A 20,557-nucleotide genomic window follows, 5' to 3' on the forward strand; every position below is an offset into this window, starting at 1 on the left:
GGGATCCAGATTCACCAAGGGCACTACCTTATTGGCAAGCCTCGCAATCCGGCTCATCAATCGCACAAGCCTTCGGCACTGGTGCTGGACCGGCTTGTGGTGCTGGCGCGGCCGATTGAGCCGGCGCTGCGCTTTGGCTTTCGCCGCCACCGCTCGACACCGCGTTCAGTTTGCTGGTGCTGATGGTGGATTTTTCGGTGCTGGTGGCGGCCAGGGCACGGAGGTAGTAGGTGGTTTTCAGGCCACGGTACCAAGCCATGCGGTAGGTCACGTCCAGCTTCTTGCCGCTGGCGCCAGCGATGTAGAGGTTCAGGGATTGAGCCTGGTCGATCCATTTCTGGCGACGGCTGGCGGCGTCCACGATCCACTTGGTGTCGACTTCAAACGCGGTGGCGTAGAGGTCTTTCAGTTCCTGCGGAATACGCTCGATCTGTTGTACCGAACCGTCGTAGTACTTCAGGTCGTTGATCATGACCGAGTCCCACAGGCCGCGGGCTTTCAGGTCGCGAACCAGGTACGGGTTGATCACGGTGAATTCGCCGGAGAGGTTCGATTTCACGTACAGGTTCTGGTAGGTCGGTTCGATCGACTGCGACACGCCGGTGATGTTGGCGATGGTGGCGGTCGGTGCGATGGCCATGATGTTCGAGTTACGAATGCCTTTCTGCACACGGGCACGTACCGGAGCCCAGTCCAGGCTTTCGGCCAGGTCGACGTCGATGTATTTCTGGCCACGTTGTTCGATCAGGATCTGCTGCGAGTCGAGCGGCAGAATGCCTTTGCTCCACAGCGAGCCCTGGAAGGTTTCGTAGGCGCCACGCTCATCAGCCAGGTCGCACGAGGCTTGGATGGCGTAGTAGCTGACGGCTTCCATCGAGCTGTCGGCGAACTGCACGGCAGCGTCCGAACCGTACGGAATGTGCTGCAGGTACAAAGCGTCCTGGAAGCCCATGATGCCCAGGCCAACCGGGCGGTGTTTGAAGTTCGAGTTACGCGCTTGTGGCACCGAGTAGTAGTTGATGTCGATAACGTTATCGAGCATGCGAACGGCGGTGTTCACGGTGCGTTGCAGTTTGGCCAGGTCCAGCTTGCCGTCCACGATGTGGTTCGGCAGGTTGATGGAGCCCAGGTTGCACACGGCGATTTCATCGGCGTTGGTGTTCAGGGTGATTTCGGTGCACAGGTTGGAGCTGTGAACCACGCCCACGTGCTGCTGCGGGCTGCGCAGGTTGCATGGGTCTTTGAAGGTCAACCATGGGTGGCCGGTTTCAAACAGCATGGAGAGCATCTTGCGCCATAGGTCTTTGGCTTGGATGGTCTTGAACAGTTTGATCTTGCCGCCGTACTGGGTCAGGGCTTCGTAGTACTCGTAGCGCTCTTCGAAGGCTTTACCGGTCAGGTCGTGCAGGTCTGGCACTTCGCTTGGCGAGAACAGGGTCCATGGACCGTCGTCGAATACGCGCTTCATGAACAGGTCTGGAATCCAGTTGGCGGTGTTCATGTCGTGGGTACGGCGACGGTCGTCACCGGTGTTTTTACGCAGCTCGATGAACTCTTCGATGTCCATGTGCCAGGTTTCCAGGTAGGCACATACCGCGCCTTTACGCTTGCCGCCCTGGTTTACCGCTACGGCGGTGTCGTTGACCACTTTCAGGAAGGGCACAACGCCTTGCGATTTGCCGTTGGTGCCTTTGATGTAGGCGCCGAGCGAGCGAACTGGAGTCCAGTCGTTGCCCAGGCCGCCGGCGAATTTGCTCAGCAGGGCGTTATCGCGAATGGCGTCGTAGATGCCGCCCAGGTCGTCCGGCACGGTGGTCAGGTAGCACGAGCTCAGCTGTGCACGCAGGGTACCGGCGTTGAACAGGGTAGGGGTGGAGCTCATGTAGTCGAACGAGGACAGCAGGTTGTAGAACTCGATCGCGCGGTCTTCTTTCTGCTTCTCTTCAATCGCCAGGCCCATGGCCACGCGCATGAAGAACACTTGCGGCAGTTCGAAACGGATGCCGTCTTTGTGAATGAAGTAGCGGTCGTACAGGGTTTGCAGGCCCAGGTAGGTGAACTGCTGGTCGCGCTCGTGGTTGATGGCTTTGCCCAGTTTTTCCAGGTCGAAGTCACGCAGCACAGGGTTGAGCAGTTCGAACTCGATGCCTTTTTCGATGTAGGCCGGCAGCGCTTTGGCGTACAGGTCGACCATCTCGTGGTGGGTGGCGCTGGTGGCGACACCGAGGAAGCCCAGGCCTTCGGCGCGGATGTTGTCCATCAGCAGGCGGGCGGTCACGTAGGAGTAGTTCGGCTCGCGCTCTACCAGGGTACGGGCGGTCATCACCAGGGCGGTGTTGACGTCGCTCTGCGCTACGCCGTCGTAGAGGTTTTTCAGGGTTTCGCGTTGGATCAGGTCGCCGTCGACTTCAGCCAGGCCTTCGCAGGCTTCGGTCACGATGGTGTTCAGGCGGCCCATGTCCAGCGGGGTAACGCTGCCATCGGCGTGGGTAACGCGGATGCTTGGGTGCGGCTGCGCCGGCTCGTTGCTGCTGCGCACGGCGCGGTCTTTGGAGCGGGCGTCGCGGTAGATGACGTAGTCGCGGGCAACTTTCTGCTCGCCGGCACGCATCAGCGCCAGTTCAACCTGGTCCTGAATTTCTTCGATGTGGATAGTGCCGCCCGATGGCATGCGGCGCTTGAAGGTGGCGCTGACTTGTTCGGTCAGGCGTGCAACGGTCTCGTGAATGCGCGACGAAGCGGCAGCGGTGCCGCCCTCAACTGCGAGAAAGGCCTTGGTGATGGCTACGGTGATTTTGTCATCGGTATACGGCACCACGGTGCCGTTACGTTTGATCACGCGCAGTTGGCCTGGGGCGGTGGCGTTCAGGTCCTGGGTGGTGTCAGGCACTTGAGGCGCTACGGCCTGGGGGTTCTCGCGAGAGAGGTCGGTCTGCATTGAAGTCTCCGTGTTCTGCATTTATCTAAGTTTGGACACCGCGTGTGAACGCCGTTCATTCCATTGTTTGCTATGTACCAGGTGTTTCTAGAACCACTATTTCTACAATCCAAATGCCCTGCACACAGCGCCTGTTGAGGAGGGAAGGGCTGGCAGCAAGGTCTTACAGCAGGGTGTTTGGGTAAGGCTCAAGCGCTTCCTTGGCTCAAAAAGTTACAGTTCGTTGGTTAAAACGTAACCACAATACCTAGTGGTGCTTGCCTGGTGGCGTTACACCGAAAGCTGGCCGTTCGTCACGCATTTTCTGGGCCAGTTTTCAAATTCGCCGTTTGAGCGGCGAATGGGGAATTAAAGAGCGTTTAGTGCTACCGGTGATGGCCTGCGAACGGGCCTGGGCGTTTCGTTCTAGTAGTGTCCGGTAGCTGACCAAAACCCAACATGTAGGTGTTTGGCGCGATGGGGATACAAGATAGAGCGCTCACCGATGCATTGCAAGGCGACTGTTACACACAGCCTGTGGATAAAGCTGTGGGTTACTTTGGGGTAAGTGGGCATAACCCGCACGGTCACTGGGATAGACCGATTTGCACCATTCGTCGCCGATAAAATGAGGTCATTTGTAGGATTGATCCTACGTGCGACGTTTTTCACCGTACCACTATATGTTGTGTTTTTTGTTGCAGCGTTGGCATGGGGTGTGCAGTCGCTGGCGCGCCCTGTCTCGTAGGAGCGAGCTTGCTCGCGAAGCTCTTGAATCAAGGGCTGCGCGAGCAAGCTCGCTCCTACGGTAAGGGGGTATACAATGCCGCCCTTTCCCAGTCGCGGCCCAAGCAGTAGGAGACAGTGGTGGAGCAAGAAGCCTGGCAAATCCTTATTGTCGAAGACGACGAGCGTCTGGCCGAGCTGACGCGCGAGTACCTGGAAAGCAATGGCTTGAAGGTGGCCATCGAGTCGGACGGCGGCAAAGCGGCGGCGCGCATTCTGCGTGAGCAGCCCGACCTCGTGGTGCTCGACCTGATGCTGCCCGGCGAAGACGGCCTGTCCATCTGCCGCAAGGTGCGCCCCAGCTACCACGGCCCGATTCTGATGCTCACCGCCCGCAGCGATGACATGGACCAGGTGCTCGGCCTGGAAATGGGCGCCGACGATTACGTGTGCAAACCGGTGCGCCCGCGCGTGCTATTGGCCCGAATTCGGGCACTGTTGCGCCGCAGCGAAGGCGTGAGCGAGCCGGTGCCTGTGGATAACCAGCGGCGCCTGGAATACGGCGTGCTGGTTATCGACAGCGCCATGCGCGAAGCCTGGTTGCGGGAGCAGAGCATCGAGCTCACCAGCGCCGAATTCGATTTGTTGTGGCTGTTGGCCTCCAATGCCGGGCGGATTCTTTCCCGCGAAGAGATTTTTACCGCCCTGCGCGGGATTGAGTACGACGGCCTCGACCGCTCTATCGATGTGCGCATTTCCCGTATTCGCCCCAAAATTGGCGACGATCCGATGCACCCGCGCTTGATCAAGACCGTGCGCAGCAAGGGGTATCTGTTTGTGGCGGAAGCGGCCGAAGCGCTGGCCAGCTAAAACCCTCTATATAAAGAAGAAAAAACGGGACGCCGCTAGATGAACTCGATTTTCCTGCGCATCTATGGCGGCATGCTGGCGGCCTTCGTGCTGGTGGCGCTGCTGGGCGTGCTGAGCCTGCACCTGTTGAACGAGGTGCGCGGCGACCAATACCGCGAGCGCCTGGCCCGCGGCACCTTCAGCTTGATGACCGACAACCTCGCCGCCATGACCCCGTGGAGCGCCGCCGCGCCGTGGTGGTGTGGGGCCGGTTGCTCGGCATTCCCTTGGCGCTGGAACCGCTGGCCGCGCAAACCCTCGACAGCCGTGCCCGCAGCCGCCTGCTTGACGGCGACGTGCTGGTGGAGCAAACCGGCCCGCACGCCGCCAAGGTGTACGGGCTGATGGGGGAGACCGAGCAGCTCGTGCTGGTCGGCGAGGTACAGCAGATCAGCGAACAATTGGCCCGCGCCACCGTGTACCTGCTCATCGATGAACTCATCCGTTACCCCATCGCCGAGCAACCTGAACGCCTGAAAGCGTTGGCGGCCTCCAAGGAATTCGGATTTAACCTACGCCTGGTCAAGCCGCAGGACGCCGAACTGGACGATGACCAGCGCCGGCGTATCGACGAAGGCGACACGGTGATGGCCCTGGGCAAGGAGGGCGATTCCATTCACGTGTTCTCCGGCGTCACCGGTACGCCCTGGGTGCTGGAAATTGGTCCGCTGTACCAGATGAACCCGTATCCGCCGGAGCTGCTGGTGCTGATCGGCGTGATCGCCCTGAGCCTGATCGGCCTGATCGTGTACCTGCTGGTGCGCCAGCTGGAGCAGCGCTTGCTCGGCCTGGAAGAAACCGCCACGCGCATTGCCCTGGGCAAATTGGAATCCCGCGTGCCGGCCGGCGGCGCGGATTCGGTGGGGCGCCTGGCCGCTGCCTTCAACGCCATGGCCGAACACCTACAACGCTCGCTGACCATTCAGCGCGAGATGGTCCGCGCCGTGAGCCACGAACTGCGCACGCCGGTGGCGCGCCTGCGCTTTGGCCTGGAAATGATCGGCGACGCGCAAACCGATGCGGCCGGCGCAAGTACATGGATGGCATGGACAGCGATATCCAGGACCTAGATAAGCTGGTGGACGAAATGCTCACCTACGCCCGTCTGGAACAGGGCGCCCCGGCGCTGAACTTCCAACCTATCGACCTCGACGCCTTGCTCGACCAAGTTATCGACGAACTCGCCCCGCTGCGCCCCGGCGTGCGGGTGGAACGCGGGCCGAGCATTCCTGCCGTGGACGGCAGCGGCGCGTTGGTTGAAGCCGAATGGCGTTACCTGCACCGCGCCCTGCAGAACCTGGTGAGCAACGCCATGCGCCACGCCGAGTCGCGGGTGCGCTTGAGCTATCAGGTGGGGTTGAAGCGCTGCCGGCTGGATGTGGAAGACGATGGCCCGGGTCATCCCTGAAGCAGAGTGGGAGCGCCTGTTCACCCCGTTCCTGCGCCTGGACGACAGCCGCACCCGCGCTTCGGGCGGGCATGGGCTGGGGTTGTCGATTGTGCGGCGCATCATTTACTGGCATGCGGGCGGGCGCAGATCAGCAAGAGCGAAGCGTTGGGCGGCGCGTGTTTTAGTTTGGTGTGGCCGCGAAGCAGTAAGCCGTAGCAGTACCGTTGCAGGAATCGAGGCTGAAGCCTCTCCCACAAAAATCGAGTTTCCTTGTGGGAGAGGCTTCAGCCTCGATGCTTTAGCGCCTAACTCCGTTTAGCTTCAGGACCTCTGCATGCCCACCACCCGCCTCAAACCCCTGCCATACGCCGAACGCGCTCTGCTGTTCAGCCAATTGGCGGCCCTGGAAAACGCCGGCATCCCGTCACGTCGGCCTTCAAACCCTGCAGATGAGTCCGCTGACGCAAAAGCGCATCGACGCGGCTTCGCGCCTGCTGAACCAGGGCACCGACGTGGCCAGCGCCGGCCTGGCATCAGCCTTGTTTTCTCCGTTGGACGTCACCCTGGTGCGCGCCGCGCAAGCGGCCGGCAGCCCGGCGCGGGTGTATCAGCGGCTGGCCGACCGCTACAGCCTGCGCGCCCAGCAACTTAAAACCATGCGCTCGCGATTGCTGATGCCAATCGGCGTTTTGCTGCTTGGCCTGTTGGTGCAGCCGTTGCCGGAGCTGGTGGCGGGTACGCTGAGTTTCACCGGGTATTGCTGGGGCGTGGCCTATCCGTTGCTGGGGTTGGCCGTGGTGGGGTGGCTGGGCAAGCAGTTGCTGACGCGACTGGAAAAGCCGGCGCCGCTGAGTGCCACCGCAACCGACGCCTGGGTGTTGCAGGTGCCGATGCTGGGCAGCGCCTATTCGCGGCGCAACACGCGGGATTATTTCGAGAGCCTGGGCTTGATGTTGGAGGCCGGCATGCCGATGTTCGAGGCGCTGCCTAAGGTGGCGGCGAACCTCAGTAGCCATGCATTGCGCCGCGAGTTCGCGGCCATGCAGCAGCGGGTGTTGGCGGGGGAACCGCTGTCCAAAGCCATGGCGCCGATGAGTTTTATCGGGCGGCCGCAACTGATGAACCTGGTGCACACAGGGGAGGCGAGCGGCACGCTGCCGCAAACGTTACTGGCCTACGCCAACCGCGAGAGCCTGACCCTGGCCAGCCAGCAAGACACGCTGCTCACCTGGCTGCCGAGGCTTCTGTATATCGGTGTAGCAACATGGATGGCGTATAGCCTGATCATCGGCGGCGGTCCTCCGCAGATGCCGGAAGGGCTGTAACGCCGCACCGTCATCCCGGCGCAGGCCGGGATCCAGAATGGCGCGCCGGACCATGATCTGTGTTCTATCCAGTTACGCCACCGCGATCACACTCAACAACCGCCCATCAAACTGCGCAAACTGCCCTTCCACCTCACAGCCGCTTTTCCACTCATCCGACAAATCCGTCAGCAACCGCAACCGCGCATAGCCGTCAGCGTTCCACTCCAGCAACTCGGCATGCTCGAAGTAAAAGCGCTTCAGCGTCAGCGGGTACAGCGCTTTAAACAGGCTTTCTTTCAGCGAAAACGTCAGCGTTACCAGCACCGCCAATTGCTGTAGGTCCACCAGGCTGGCGCGGCGCAGTTCGGCGGGGATGAGAATTTCACCCTGCAGACGCTTGGCGCGGTCGGTGCTCAGCAGGGTTTCCACGTCCATGCCCAGGCCTTGCCAGTCGCCGCTATTGGCCACAATCGCCGCCGCCCAGTTGTTGCCGTGGGTAATCGAGCCGCTGATGCCGGCCGGCCATTGCGGCGCACGATCGCTGCCGACGGCGGGCACTACATCGCTGCCGTTCAACCGCCACAGCGCTTCGCGGGCACACACGCGGCCGGCGAGAAACTCCGCCTGGCGCTTGGCCACGCCGTGGGTGGGCGGGATGTGGCTGCGTGCGTAGTCATCGGGCGCCACGAGCGCCGGGTCGAACTGGGTGCTGATAAAGCGGGTGTTGGCCAGCGGCTGCGGCAAAGGCCAGTGGTCTGAGAGCGGGGTGCAGCAAGCGGGGAGGGGATAAGTAAGCATGCCGGCATTCTGCCGCGTCGGGGCAGTGGGAGCCAGCGCAGGACGTGACGGCGTTTACATTTCTTTGCACAACGGCAACAAAGCGACACGGATTGTGCCGGCCACATTTGCCAGACTGCCGCCGCGTTTCTTCGGAACGCAGGTGAGGTTGTAGTTTGCTGCCCACGCTTCGAGGCGGACGGCAGCAAACCTTAGTCACTGATTTAAGTGCGGGAGCCTATTTGGGCTCCCGTTTTTTTTGTGTGCTAGGTCCGTAGGATGGGTGGGGCCGCCTAGGCGAGCGCAGCGAAACCCATCGATTCGCGTAACGATGGGTTTCGCCTACGGCTCTACCCATCCTACGATCACGATTGCACCAGGCCCGCCATGAAACCCGAAGACCTCCTCCTTTTAGTCACCCGCGAGATGCCCTACGGCAAGTACAAGGGGCGGCTGATCGCGGATTTGCCGGGGCCGTACCTCAACTGGTTCGCCCGTGAAGGCTTCCCCAAGGGCGAGATTGGCCAACTCCTGCAGCTGATGCAGGAGATCGACCACAACGGTCTCGGCGAACTCCTCACCCCGCTGCGCAAGAAACCGCCTGTACGCCGCTGACCACGCGCCTTACGCAACTTTCCCGGTTTACTTCTATGCTGCAAAAACTGCCCCGCAGCGCGGGCGGTTTGGGGGAAATGTGCGTGGGCGCCAAGCGCCGCGCTTCATAGGGATCGTGTGGGGCACTTCGAATGCGGGACAAACGTCGCCTGTTCGTGTTGGTGTGGCCTTTTATCGCCATTGTCGTGCTGCAGGCATTGCTGGCGGGCATCAGCCTGGACGTGATGTCGTCGGTACGCGGCTATGTGACGGGCGAAAGCCTCTGGTCCAAGGGCCAGAAGGACGCCATTTCTTACCTCACCCTCTACGCCGACAGCTTTGATGAGGCCGATTACCAGGCCTATCAGACGGCCATCGCCATTCCCCTGGGCGACCACGCGGCGCGCCTGGCCATGGACTTGCCCACCCCCGATTACAAAGCCGCCTACGAAGGCTTTTTACGCGGCGGCACACACCCGGACGATATCGCCGGCCTGATATGGCTGTACCGCGACTTCGGTTCGTTCAGCTACCTCAAACGCGCCATCGGCCATTGGCGGGTCGGCGACCGTTACGTATTGGCCCTGGAGGATGTGGCCGAGCAGATGCACGAGAGCATCCAGGGCGGCACCGCCACGCCGCCGCAATTGCAGGCCTGGAAGCAGCAGATTTACGCCATCAACCAGCAGGTCACGCCGGTGGAACGCGCTTTCTCGGAAACCCTCGGCGAGGGCTCACGGTTTATTCAGCGCCTTCTGTTGGCGGCCAATGTAGTGACCGCGCTGGTGCTGATTCTGCTGGCCACCGCGCGCACGCTAAAACTGCTGCAACAGCGTGAGTCCTTCGACCTGGCCCTGCGCACCGAAAAAGAACGGGCGCAAACCACTCTGGCTTCGATTGGCGATGCGGTGATTCGTACCGACCAGCACGGCTGCCTGGAATATATGAACCCGGCCGCCGAAAACCTGATTCTGTGCCGTATCGAGCAGGCGCGCGGGCGCACGCTAAGCACGCTATTTCACCTGCAAGACGGCGAGCGGCAACTGGACGATGCGCCTTTGCTGGACCGTATTCTGACCGGCGAAATTGGCGGCAGCGCCCATGCCCAGCAACTGGTGCGCCTGGACGGTAGCAAAGTGGCGGTGGCGCTGGTCGGCGCGCCAATTCGCATTGCCGGGCGGGTGGCCGGCGCGGTGCTGGTGCTGCACGACATGACCCGCGAGCGCCAGTACATCGACACCCTGTCGTGGCAGGCCTCCCACGATGCGCTCACCGGCCTGGCCAACCGCCGTGAGTTCGAACAACGCCTGGAAAGCGCCCTGGCCCGGCTGGACACCCACCCCGGCCAGCACGCGCTGATGTTCCTCGACCTCGATCAATTCAAAGTGGTGAACGATACCTGCGGGCATGCTGCGGGCGATCAGTTGCTACGGCAGATTTGCGTGCTGCTGCAAGAACACCTGCGCGACGGCGACACCCTGGCGCGCCTGGGCGGCGACGAGTTCGGCATTCTGCTGGAAAACTGTCCGGCGGCCCCGGCGGCGCGGATTGCCGAGCTATTGCGGCTGACGGTGCAAGAGCTGCACTTCGCCTGGGACGGGCGCAATTTCAGCGTTGGCGTGAGTATCGGCCTGGTCAGCCTGGCGCAGTCGCGCACCACCCTGGCCGAGGCGCTGCGTTCTGCCGACATGGCCTGCTATATGGCCAAGGAAAAAGGCCGCAACCGGGTGCAGGTTTATCAAAGCGACGACTCGGAAATGTCCAACCGCTTCGGCGAAATGGCCTGGGTGCAGCGTATTCATGCCGCGCTGGAAGAGGAGCGTTTCTGCCTCTACTACCAGCAAATCGCCCCGGTGGCCGCCGAGCACGGACAGGGCGCGCACCTGGAGCTGCTGATTCGCCTACGCGACGAAGACGGCCAACTGGTACCGCCGATTCGCTTTATTCCCGCCGCCGAGCGGTACGGCCTGATGCCGCTGATTGACCGTTGGGTGGTGAGCCATGCCTTTGGCGTATTGGCCCAACGTCAGGCCAGCGCCGACAGCGACCCGATTGCCACCTGCGCCATCAACCTCTCCGGGCCGACCTTTGGCGACCAGGCGTTTCTCGGTTTTCTACGCGAGCAATTCGCTCTGTTTAATATTCCGCCGCAGCAGGTGTGTTTTGAAATTACCGAAACCAGCGCCATCGCCAACCTGGGCAGCGCCATGCACTTTATTAGCGAGCTTAAAAGCCTGGGCTGCCGGTTTTCCCTGGACGATTTTGGCGCGGGCATGTCGTCCTTTGCCTACCTGAAACATCTGCCGGTGGACTACCTGAAAATCGACGGCAGTTTTGTGAAAGACATGCTCGAAGACCCGATTGACCGGGCGATGGTGGAGTCGATCAATCAGATCGGCCATGTGATGGGCAAGCTGACCATCGCCGAGTTTGTGGAAACGCCGGAGATCATGCGTGCGCTGGCCGAGGTGGGGGTGGATTACGCCCAGGGGTATGCGATTGCCAAGCCATTGCCGTTTGGCCGGGAGGTGCGGTTTAGCGCGTATGCGGAGCCGTTGCCGGTAGCGATGGAATAGCGGTGGCACGGAAATGGGCCGGGGTGGAAGGTTTTCTTTACGGTTGACCCTGAGGGTTGGCTTACGGGTGTTGCAGCGTGCCGACATTCTGGGTCCCAGCCTGCGCTGGGACGACGGAGAAAACCGAACCCACCTCCGTCATTCCAGCGCAGGCTGGAATCCAGAATCGAACAGGCAAACAGCGTCCTCAAGACCGCTGTAAGGATAACTTGCCATACCATCCCCGCCGCGCCGTTGCCTCGGCCATCCCGCTACCTTGTGAGCCGTCGCCCCTCAGGTTGTTATGAAGCCCAAAGCCCCATAACAACAACCCCGGGAGGCGCAATGAACGTCGCACACGCACTCAAAACCAGCCCCATCGAACTGCACAATCCCATTGGCACAGACGGCTTCGAGTTCGTCGAATACACCGCGCCGACGCCCGAAGGCATCCAGCAGCTGCGTGAACTGTTCACCGCCATGGGCTTTACCGAAACTGCCAAACACCGCTCTAAGGAAGTGTTTCTGTTCCAGCAGAACGACATCAATTTCGTGCTCAACGGCAGCCCCACCGGCCATGTGCGTGAGTTCGGCCTAAAGCACGGCCCTAGCGCCTGCGCCATGGCATTCCGGGTGCATAACGCCGCTCAGGCCGCCGCCTATGTGGAATCGCAAGGCGCAAAACTGGTGGGCAGCCACGCCAACTTCGGCGAGCTGAATATTCCCTGCGTGGAAGGCATCGGCGGCTCGTTGCTGTACCTGGTGGATCGCTATGGCGACAAGACCATCTACGACGTCGACTTCGAATACATCGCGGGCCGCACCCCCAAGGACAACGCCGTGGGCCTGCGGGAAATCGATCACCTGACCCACAACGTGAACCGGGGGCAGATGGATGTGTGGTCGGGCTTTTACGAGCGCATCGCCAACTTCCGCGAGATTCGCTATTTCGATATCGAGGGCAAGCTCACCGGCCTGGTGTCGCGGGCCATGACGGCGCCGTGCGGCAAAATCCGCATCCCCATCAACGAGTCGGCCGACGACAAATCGCAGATCGAAGAATTTATCCGCGAGTACCACGGCGAAGGCATTCAACACATCGCCCTGGCCAGCGACGACATCTACGCCACCGTGCGCCAACTGCGCGCCAATGGCGTGGATTTTATGACTACTCCCGACACCTATTACGCCAAGGTCGACACCCGCGTCGCCGGCCACAGCGAGCCCACCGCCACGCTGCAGGAACTCAACCTGCTGATCGATGGTGCGCCGGGCGATGACGGGATTCTGCTGCAGATTTTCACCAATACGGTGATCGGCCCGATCTTCTTTGAAATCATCCAGCGCAAGGGCAACCAAGGTTTTGGCGAGGGCAATTTCAAGGCGCTGTTCGAGTCGATCGAGGAAGACCAGGTGCGCCGTGGCGTGATTGCGGCGGACTAAAGGGGGCATTGCCATGAGCCGTAACTGGATCAGTTTTCCCCTGCGCGAAGGCGACTGTTCGCGCCAGGCGCACTGCGATTTTCCCGAAGGCACGTATGAAAGAGAGATGGGCCGCGAAGGCTTTTTCGGCCCGGCCTCGCACCTACACCACAAGCATCCGCCGACTGGTTGGGTGGACTGGCAGGGGCCGCTACGCCCCCATGCGTTCGACCTGAATAAAGTGCCCAGCGAAAGCGATTGCCCGCTGGCCGCACCGCTGGCGCTGCACAACAGCGACGTGCGCATTCGCGTGTGGAAATGCAACGGCGCGATGCGTCATCTGGTGCGCAACAGCGACGGCGATGAGTTGCTGTTTGTGCACGAAGGCAGCGGGCATTTTTATTGCGACTTCGGCCACCTGGAATACCGCGACGGCGATTACCTGGTGATTCCGCGCGGCACGGCCTGGCGCATCGAGGCCGCTGAGCCGAGCTTTTTTCTACTGGTGGAAAACACCGACGGCGCCTATCAGTTGCCTGACAAAGGCCTGCTCGGCCCGCACGCAATTTTCGACCCTGCGGTGCTCGACCATCCCCGCCTGGACGAACCCTTCAAAGCCCAGCAAGACGAAAGCACCTGGCAAATACGCATCAAACGGCGCAACCAGATCAGCACCGTGACCTACCCGTATAACCCGCTGGATGTGGTCGGCTGGCATGGCGACAACACCGTGGTACGCCTGAACTGGCGCGACATCCGCCCGGTGATGAGCCACCGTTTTCATCTGCCGCCGTCGGCGCATACCACTTTTGTGGCCAATGGATTTGTGGTGTGCACTTTTACGCCGAGGCCCGTGGAAAGCGACCCCGGCGCGCTGAAGGTGCCGTTCTATCACAACAACGATGACTACGATGAAGTGCTGTTTTACCACCGGGGCAACTTCTTTAGTCGCGACAATATTGAAGCCGGGATGGTGACGCTGCACCCCTGCGGCTTTCCCCATGGGCCGCACCCCAAGGCGCTGAAAAAAAGCCAGGAAAGCCCGGCGACGTTTGTGGAGGAGGTGGCGGTGATGATTGATACGCGGCGCGGGTTGGAGATTGGCGAGGCGGCGGCTGCGGTGGATGTGGCGGCGTATGTGGATTCGTGGCGGGCGCCGGGGAAGGGGTAGATCGGTGTCCGCCTCGGCCCTCTCCCCTAGCCCCTCTCCCGCGAGCGGGGAACCGATCGCGGTCCGCCTGTCTCCCCTCGCCCGTTTACGGGAGAGGGGCCGGGGGAGAGGGCAGCGATTCCAAGGCCTCCGCCCCCCTCAACACAATCAAAAGAAAAGGCTCCCATGAAACTCGCATCCCTAAACCAAGGCCGCGACGGCCAACTGATAGTCGTCTCCCGCGACCTGATCCGCGCCGTCAAAGTCCCCACCATTGCCCCCACCCTGCAAGCGGCGTTGGACAACTGGCCCACCACCCGCCCCAAACTCGAAGCGGTATACCAACGCCTCAACGACGGCCTCGAAGGCCAAGCCTTCCCCTTCAACCAAACCGCCTGCGCCAGCCCCTTGCCCCGCGCTTACCACTGGGCCGACGGCAGCGCCTACGTGAATCACGTGGAGCTGGTGCGCAAAGCCCGTGGCGCCGAAATGCCGGAAAGCTTCTGGCACGACCCGCTGATGTACCAGGGCGGCGCCGACACTTTTATCGCGCCCCATGGCCCGATTGTGATGGCCGACGAAGCCTGGGGCATCGACCTGGAAGCCGAGATCGCCGTGGTTACCGACGACGTGCCGATGGGGGTGTCGGCGGCAGAGGCGGGCCGGCATATTCAGTTGCTGATGCTGGTGAACGATGTATCGCTGCGTAACCTGATCCCCGGCGAGCTGGCCAAGGGCTTTGGTTTTTACCAGAGCAAGCCGTCGTCGAGCTTTTCCCCGGTGGCGATCACCCCGGACGAGTTGGGCGATAGCTGGCGCGAAGGCAAAGTGCACCGGCCGCTGACCTCGCATATCAACGGCGAGCTCTTCGGCCAGCCAGATGCCGGCACTGATATGACCTTCAACTTCCCAACCCTGCTGGCGCACGCGGCGAAAACCCGTGCGCTGGGGGCGGGCAGTATTGTGGGTTCGGGCACCGTGTCGAACTACGACCGCAGCGCCGGCTCGAGCTGCCTGGCGGAAAAACGCATGCTGGAAATCGTCGAGCACGGCGAGGCGACCACCCCGTTTCTGCGCTTCGGCGACCGGGTGCGAATCGAGATGTTCGACAGCGCCGGGCAGAGCATTTTTGGCGCCATCGACCAGGTTGTGATGCGGGGCTAAGCCATGCTGACGCTCTATGACTATTGGCGGTCCAGCGCGGCGTACCGGGTGCGTATTGCGCTGAACCTCAAGGGCCTGGCTTATCAGGCCGTGCCGGTGCACTTGGTGCAGGACGGCGGCCAGCAGCACAGCGCCGACTACCGGGCGTTGAATCCGCAGGGGTTGCTGCCGTTGTTGGTGGACGGGCCGAATCGCATCGCCCAGTCGCTGGCGATTCTGGAGTACCTGGAAGAGCGTTATCCACAGCCGGCGCTGTTGCCCAAAGACCACGGCCAGCGCGCCCTCATCCGCAGCATGGCGCTGCATATCGCCTGCGATATCCATCCGCTCAATAACCTGCGGGTGCTCCAGTACCTGAGCACGGAATTGGGGGTTGCGGCCGAGGCCAAAGACGCTTGGTATCGGCATTGGGTGCAAACAGGATTGGCAGCGGTGGAGCAGCAGTTGCAACAAATCCCATCGGCCCTGTCGCTAGGCGAACGGCCGGGTTTACTGGAAGCCTGCCTGGTGCCGCAGGTGTACAATGCCCGCCGTTTTAACTGTGACCTCCTTGCGTACCCACGCATTCTCGCTGTGGTCGAGCGCTGTAACTCCCTTCAAGCATTCCTCAATGCGATGCCGGAGGTGCAGCCCGACGCTGTTGCTCTTCAATAGGGTGATAGCGCCGACTGCACCAAGGCTTTATTCCTGCCTTGCGAAATTCCGCTGCGCCACAAGTGCGGCGGGTCCGATTCCGTCACGGATAAAAACACCACAGGTGACGTTACATGCACGACAGTCTTGCCTCAGGCCAACTCAAACGCGGCCTGAAAAATCGCCATATCCAATTGATTGCTCTGGGCGGTGCCATCGGCACGGGCCTGTTTCTCGGCTCGGCCGGGGTGCTGAAAAGCGCCGGGCCGTCGATGATTCTGGGCTACGCCATCTGCGGCTTTATTGCCTTTCTGATCATGCGCCAGCTCGGCGAAATGATCGTCGAGGAGCCCGTCGCCGGCTCCTTCAGCCATTTTGCGCACAAGTACTGGGGCGGTTTTGCCGGCTTTCTGTCGGGCTGGAATTGCTGGGTGTTGTACATCCTGGTGGGCATGTCCGAACTCACCGCCGTGGGTAAGTACGTTCACTACTGGTGGCCGGAAATTCCGACCTGGGTGTCGGCTGCGGTGTTTTTTGTGGTGGTTAACGCCATCAACCTGGCCAACGTGAAGCTGTTCGGCGAGGCCGAATTCTGGTTCGCCATGATCAAGGTGGTGGCCATCGTCGGCATGATCGTGCTCGGCTGCTACCTGCTGTTCAGCGGCGCCGGCGGCGAGCAGGCCACGGTCACCAACCTGTGGGCGCAGGGCGGTTTCTTCCCCCATGGCGTGAGCGGGTTGGTGATGGCTATGGCCTTTATCATGTTCTCGTTCGGCGGCCTGGAAATGCTCGGCTTTACCGCCGCAGAGGCCGATGACCCGAAAACCGTGATCCCTAAAGCCATCAATCAGGTGATTTACCGCATCCTGATTTTCTACGTCGGCGCCCTGGTGGTGTTGCTGTCGCTGACCCCCTGGAACGTATTGCTCGACCATATCAACAGCGCCGGCGACCCCTACAGCGGCAGCCCGTTTGTGCAGGTGTTTTCGCTGCTGGGCAGCAACACTGCCGCGCACTTGCTCAACTTTGTGGTGCTGACGGCGGCGGTGTCGGTCTACAACAGCGGCACCTACTGCAACGGTCGCATGCTGCTGGGCCTGGCCGAGCAAGGCGATGCGCCGAAGGTGTTGGCCAAGGTGGATAAACGCGGCGTGCCGGTTAACGCCTTGCTGCTGTCGGCGCTGGTGACCGTGCTGGCCGTGGTGGTGAACTACGTGGTGCCGCAAAACGCCCTGGAGATATTGATGTCGCTGGTGGTGGCGGCGTTGGTGATCAACTGGGCCATGATCAGTTTCTCGCACCTGAAATTTCGCCAACGCATGGAGCAAGAGGGCGTGCGCACCACGTTCCGCGCGCTGCTGTTCCCGTACGGCAATTACCTGTGCCTGGCGTTCGTGCTGTTTATTCTCGGCGTGATGCTGCTGATACCGGGCATCAACGTGTCGGTGTATGCGATTCCGGTGTGGTTGGTGATTATGGGTGTGTGCTATCGGGTGAAGTTGGCCCGCGCCGCGTAAGGCCTTTTCAACGAGTGGGTTTTCCATGCTGGTGATCTCCAACAACGTCCACCTGCCCGATTCCGATATCGAACTGACCGCCATTCGCGCGCAGGGCGCGGGTGGGCAGAACGTCAATAAAGTCTCCAGCGCCATGCACCTGCGCTTCGATATCAATGCCTCTTCCTTGCCGCCGTTCTACAAGGAACGGTTGCTGGAATGGCGTGATAGTCGGATTAACAGTGACGGCGTGGTGGTGATCAAAGCCCAGCAATACCGCACCCAGGAACAGAACCGCGCCGACGCCCTGGAGCGCCTGAAAGAACTGATTCTGGCCGCCAGCAAAGTGGAAAAGAAACGCCGCCCTACCAAGCCGACGTTGGGCTCGAAGAAGCGGCGGTTGGAAGGCAAGAGTCAGCGTGGAGCGATAAAGGCGGGGCGCGGCAAAGTCGATTTTTGAAGGAACGGCGAATATCGCCCGTGGCGATATTCGCCCTAAGCCACCTGGTCCGTAAGCGCGGCCATGATGAAATCATTGCGGTGCAGCCCTTTGATCGAATGGCTCCACCACGTCACCGTCACCTTGCCCCATTCGGTCAGCAAGCCTGGGTGATGCCCTTCGGCTTCGGCGATTTCGCCCACGGCGTTGGTAAACGCCAGGGCCTGTTTGAAGTTCTTGAAGGTGTACACCTTCTCCAGCTGCAGCACGCCGTCGCGCACTTCGATATTCCAGTCCGGAATCTCTTTCAGCAGTACCGCCAATTCTTCTTCCGACACTTGTGGGGCACCGGCTTTGCAGGCTTCGCAGTGGGCTTGGTTCAGGGCTGTCATCGGGGATTCCTTAGGGCGCTTTGGGGGGCTTCTTTTGAAACAAAGAGGGCAGGGTGCAGACCTAGCTGCGCAGCCTGAACAACCATCGCCATCACGTCTTCATGGGCGAGATCAAACAGGCGCTTCAGGTCGGGCAACACGAAATACAGCGGTTGCAGAATGTCGATGCGGTACGGCGTGCGCATCGCTTCCACCGGATCGAAGGTTTGGTGTTCCGGCGCCTGCGACAGGCTGTAAAGCGTTTCCTTGGGCGAGGACAGAATGCCGCCGCCGTATATCTTGCGCCCTTGTGGCGTGTCCACCAGGCCGAATTCGATGGTCATCCAATACAGCCGGGCGAGAAACACGCGCTGCTCTTTGCTGGCCGCCAGGCCGAGCTTGCCGTAGGTGTGGGTGAATTCGGCGAACCAGGGGTTGGTGAGGAGCGGGCAGTGGCCAAACACTTCGTGAAAGATATCCGGCTCTTGCAGGTAATCGAGTTCTTGCGGGGTGCGGATAAAGGTGGCGACGGGAAATTGCTTGCTGGCCAGTAGCTCGAAAAACGTTTGAAACGGGATAAGCGCCGGCACCCGCGTCACCTGCCAACCGGTGGTTTTTTGCAGCACGCGATTGATGTCATCGAGCTGCGGAATATGGTCCAGCGGCAGGGCCAGTTGCTCGATGCCGTCGAGGTATTCCTGGCAGGCGCGGCCTTCAATCACCTTGAGCTGGCGGGTGATGAGCGTATGCCACACCCCATGCTCGGCCTCGGGGCAATCGATAAACCCGTTGCCATCCGGTTCGCGCGCCACGTAGTGCGACTGCTTCATCGCCGCCTCTCTTGAGTTGTTGTTATGTACGACTAGCAATAACCCGGCGCGTGCAGGTTTTCAGCCCCGGTTCGGGGACGTTGCGGCATGTCTGGCGGAGAATTCTGTAAAGAAATGATGACGAGTTTGCGCAAGCGGCGGAACGACGTGTTGCTGGTGCTGCAAACCGTAAACTATCCTTTACGAAAATCGCGCCGCATCGTCAGATTTTTCCGAGGGTGACGGCGACTACAACAACAAAAACCGAGCCCACCATGCGTATCAAAGTTCATTGCCAGAACCGGATTGGCATTCTGCGCGACATCCTCAACCTGCTCGTCGAGTACGGCATCAACGTGGCCCGCGGTGAAGTGGGCGGCGAGCAGGGCAACGCCATTTATCTGCACTGCCCGAACCTGATCAACCTGCAATTCCAGTCGCTACGCCCGCAGTTCGAGGCGATCCCCGGAGTGTTCGGCGTCAAGCGCGTGGGGCTGATGCCCAGCGAGCGGCGGCACCTGGAGTTAAATGCCTTATTGGGTGCGCTGGAGTTTCCGGTGCTCTCTATCGATATGGCCGGCTCCATCGTCGCCGCCAACCGCGCGGCGGCGCAGCTCTTGGGTGTGCGCGTGGATGAAGTGCCCGGCCTGCCACTGTCGCGCTACGCCGAAGACTTCGATTTACCCGAGCTGGTGCGCGCCAATAAATCGCGCATCAACGGCCTGCGGGTAAAGATCAAAGGCGATGTGTTTCTCGCCGATATCGCCCCGCTGCAAACCGAGCATGAAGAAAGCGATGCCATGGCCGGGGCCGTGCTGACCCTGCACCGCGCCGACCGCGTGGGCGAGCGTATTTACCATGTGCGCAAACAGGAGCTGCGCGGTTTCGACAGCATCTTCCAAAGCTCCCGTGTACTGGCCGCCGTGGTGCGTGAAGCGCGGCGGATGGCGCCGCTGGATGCGCCGCTGCTTATCGAAGGCGAAACTGGCACCGGCAAGGAATTGCTGGCTCGCGCCTGCCACCTGGCCAGCCCGCGCGGGCAGTCACCGTTTATGGCGCTTAATTGCGCCGGGCTGCCGGAGTCCATGGCCGAGACGGAGTTGTTCGGTTACGGCCCCGGTGCTTTTGAAGGCGCGCGACCGGAAGGCAAGTTGGGGCTGCTGGAACTGACGGCGGGCGGCACGTTGTTTCTCGACGGCGTCGGCGAAATGAGCCCGCGCTTGCAGGCGAAATTGCTGCGCTTTCTGCAGGACGGCTGCTTTCGCCGGGTGGGCAGTGATGAAGAGGTGTACCTCGATGTGAGGGTGATTTGTGCGACGCAGGTCGACCTGTCCGAACTGTGCGCCAAGGGCGAGTTTCGTCAGGACCTGTACCACCGCCTGAACGTGCTGAGCCTGCATATTCCGCCGCTGCGCGAATGCCTGGATGGGCTGATGCCGCTGGCCGAGCACTTTCTCGACCAGGCCAGCCGGCAGATTGGCTGCCCGTTACCCAAGCTCGCGCCACAGGCGTTTGAGCGGCTTAGCCATTACCACTGGCCGGGCAATGTGCGGCAGTTGGAGAACGTGCTGTTTCAGGCGGTGTCGTTGTGCGATGGGGCGGTGGTGAAGGCTGAACATATCCGCCTGCCGGACTACGGCGCGCCGCAGCCGTTGGGGGATTTTTCCCTGGAGGGCGGGTTGGACGCGATTCTCGGGCGCTTTGAGCAGGCGGTGTTGGAGCGGCTGTATCACGAGCATCCGAGCAGCCGGCAGTTAGGCAAGCGGTTGGGGGTTTCGCATACCACGATTGCTAACAAGCTTCGGCAGTATGGGGTGGGGAAGGAATAACGGATGCGTGACCGGAGACGGTCATTGCGGAGTTCGAGTCGGGTCTCGCTCGGGGTCCACCCCGTTATT

15 protein-coding genes and 1 pseudogene are annotated in these 20,557 nt (G+C 61.2%); 12 read left to right on the forward strand and 4 right to left on the reverse strand.

What is annotated here, in order from left to right; all coding sequences use genetic code 11:
• Nucleotides 1-28: 28 nt before the first annotated feature.
• Entirely contained in the window at nucleotides 29-2,938 is a 2,910-nt protein-coding gene (locus AC0V2S_RS16695) for a ribonucleoside-diphosphate reductase subunit alpha (RefSeq protein WP_475510712.1), read from the reverse strand.
• Between the two features lie 846 nt (nucleotides 2,939-3,784).
• On the opposite strand from AC0V2S_RS16695, the gene AC0V2S_RS16700 reads away from it, so the two are divergent.
• From AC0V2S_RS16700 to AC0V2S_RS16710, 3 genes and pseudogenes are all read left to right on the forward strand, one after another.
• Complete coding sequence (locus tag AC0V2S_RS16700) at nucleotides 3,785-4,513, forward strand: response regulator (RefSeq protein WP_475510713.1); 729 nt, start codon at nucleotides 3,785-3,787, stop codon at nucleotides 4,511-4,513.
• A gap of 39 nt (nucleotides 4,514-4,552) precedes the next feature.
• Nucleotides 4,553-6,158, forward strand: a pseudogene (locus AC0V2S_RS16705) (ATP-binding protein).
• A 233-nt stretch (nucleotides 6,159-6,391) separates the two neighbouring features.
• Complete coding sequence (locus AC0V2S_RS16710) at nucleotides 6,392-7,267, forward strand: type II secretion system F family protein (RefSeq protein WP_475510714.1); 876 nt, start codon at nucleotides 6,392-6,394, stop codon at nucleotides 7,265-7,267.
• A gap of 72 nt (nucleotides 7,268-7,339) precedes the next feature.
• On the opposite strand, the gene AC0V2S_RS16715 is transcribed toward AC0V2S_RS16710, so the two are convergent.
• Nucleotides 7,340-8,047 (reverse strand): 4'-phosphopantetheinyl transferase family protein, encoded by a 708-nt coding sequence (locus AC0V2S_RS16715; RefSeq protein ID WP_475510715.1) that lies wholly within the window; start codon nucleotides 8,045-8,047, stop codon nucleotides 7,340-7,342.
• Between the two features lie 366 nt (nucleotides 8,048-8,413).
• Between AC0V2S_RS16715 and AC0V2S_RS16720 the strand changes: the two genes are divergently transcribed.
• The 8 genes from AC0V2S_RS16720 to arfB all read left to right on the forward strand — a co-directional run bounded on the left by AC0V2S_RS16720 (nucleotide 8,414) and on the right by arfB (nucleotide 17,500).
• Nucleotides 8,414-8,641 carry a DUF3820 family protein gene (locus AC0V2S_RS16720; protein WP_271195590.1) on the forward strand — a complete coding sequence of 76 codons (228 nt, stop codon included), beginning with the start codon at nucleotides 8,414-8,416 and terminating at the stop codon, nucleotides 8,639-8,641.
• Between the two features lie 131 nt (nucleotides 8,642-8,772).
• Nucleotides 8,773-11,196, forward strand: coding sequence for an EAL domain-containing protein (locus AC0V2S_RS16725; protein WP_475510716.1), 2,424 nt, complete (start codon nucleotides 8,773-8,775; stop codon nucleotides 11,194-11,196).
• Between the two features lie 324 nt (nucleotides 11,197-11,520).
• Nucleotides 11,521-12,618 (forward strand): 4-hydroxyphenylpyruvate dioxygenase, encoded by a 1,098-nt coding sequence (gene hppD / locus AC0V2S_RS16730; protein ID WP_475510717.1) that lies wholly within the window; start codon nucleotides 11,521-11,523, stop codon nucleotides 12,616-12,618.
• 13 nt (nucleotides 12,619-12,631) lie between these two features.
• The gene (locus AC0V2S_RS16735; protein WP_475510718.1) at nucleotides 12,632-13,768 is read left to right on the forward strand and encodes a homogentisate 1,2-dioxygenase; all 1,137 of its coding nucleotides are present in this window, start codon (nucleotides 12,632-12,634) and stop codon (nucleotides 13,766-13,768) included.
• 165 nt (nucleotides 13,769-13,933) lie between these two features.
• On the forward strand, nucleotides 13,934-14,911 hold the full coding sequence (locus AC0V2S_RS16740; RefSeq protein ID WP_475510719.1) for a fumarylacetoacetate hydrolase family protein: 978 nt from the start codon (nucleotides 13,934-13,936) through the stop codon (nucleotides 14,909-14,911).
• A 3-nt stretch (nucleotides 14,912-14,914) separates the two neighbouring features.
• Nucleotides 14,915-15,565 carry a maleylacetoacetate isomerase gene (maiA, locus tag AC0V2S_RS16745; protein WP_475510720.1) on the forward strand — a complete coding sequence of 217 codons (651 nt, stop codon included), beginning with the start codon at nucleotides 14,915-14,917 and terminating at the stop codon, nucleotides 15,563-15,565.
• 113 nt (nucleotides 15,566-15,678) lie between these two features.
• On the forward strand, nucleotides 15,679-17,061 hold the full coding sequence (locus tag AC0V2S_RS16750; RefSeq protein ID WP_475510721.1) for an amino acid permease: 1,383 nt from the start codon (nucleotides 15,679-15,681) through the stop codon (nucleotides 17,059-17,061).
• 25 nt (nucleotides 17,062-17,086) lie between these two features.
• A complete protein-coding gene (arfB, locus tag AC0V2S_RS16755; protein ID WP_475510722.1) occupies nucleotides 17,087-17,500 on the forward strand; it encodes an alternative ribosome rescue aminoacyl-tRNA hydrolase ArfB in 414 nt (137 codons plus the stop codon).
• 35 nt (nucleotides 17,501-17,535) lie between these two features.
• On the opposite strand, the gene AC0V2S_RS16760 is transcribed toward arfB, so the two are convergent.
• Nucleotides 17,536-17,871: a 4a-hydroxytetrahydrobiopterin dehydratase gene (locus tag AC0V2S_RS16760; protein ID WP_475510723.1), complete on the reverse strand. Its 336-nt coding sequence runs from the start codon at nucleotides 17,869-17,871 to the stop codon at nucleotides 17,536-17,538.
• On the reverse strand, nucleotides 17,868-18,680 hold the full coding sequence (phhA, locus tag AC0V2S_RS16765; RefSeq protein WP_475510724.1) for a phenylalanine 4-monooxygenase: 813 nt from the start codon (nucleotides 18,678-18,680) through the stop codon (nucleotides 17,868-17,870). The genes AC0V2S_RS16760 and phhA overlap by 4 nt, the downstream gene beginning before the upstream one ends.
• Before the next feature lie 254 nt (nucleotides 18,681-18,934).
• Between phhA and AC0V2S_RS16770 the strand changes: the two genes are divergently transcribed.
• Nucleotides 18,935-20,488, forward strand: a complete 1,554-nt coding sequence (locus AC0V2S_RS16770; protein WP_475510725.1) for a sigma-54-dependent transcriptional regulator — start codon at nucleotides 18,935-18,937, stop codon at nucleotides 20,486-20,488.
• The last annotated feature ends 69 nt before the right edge of the window (nucleotides 20,489-20,557 follow it).

This window comes from Pseudomonas sp. CC11G (genome assembly GCF_056174845.1).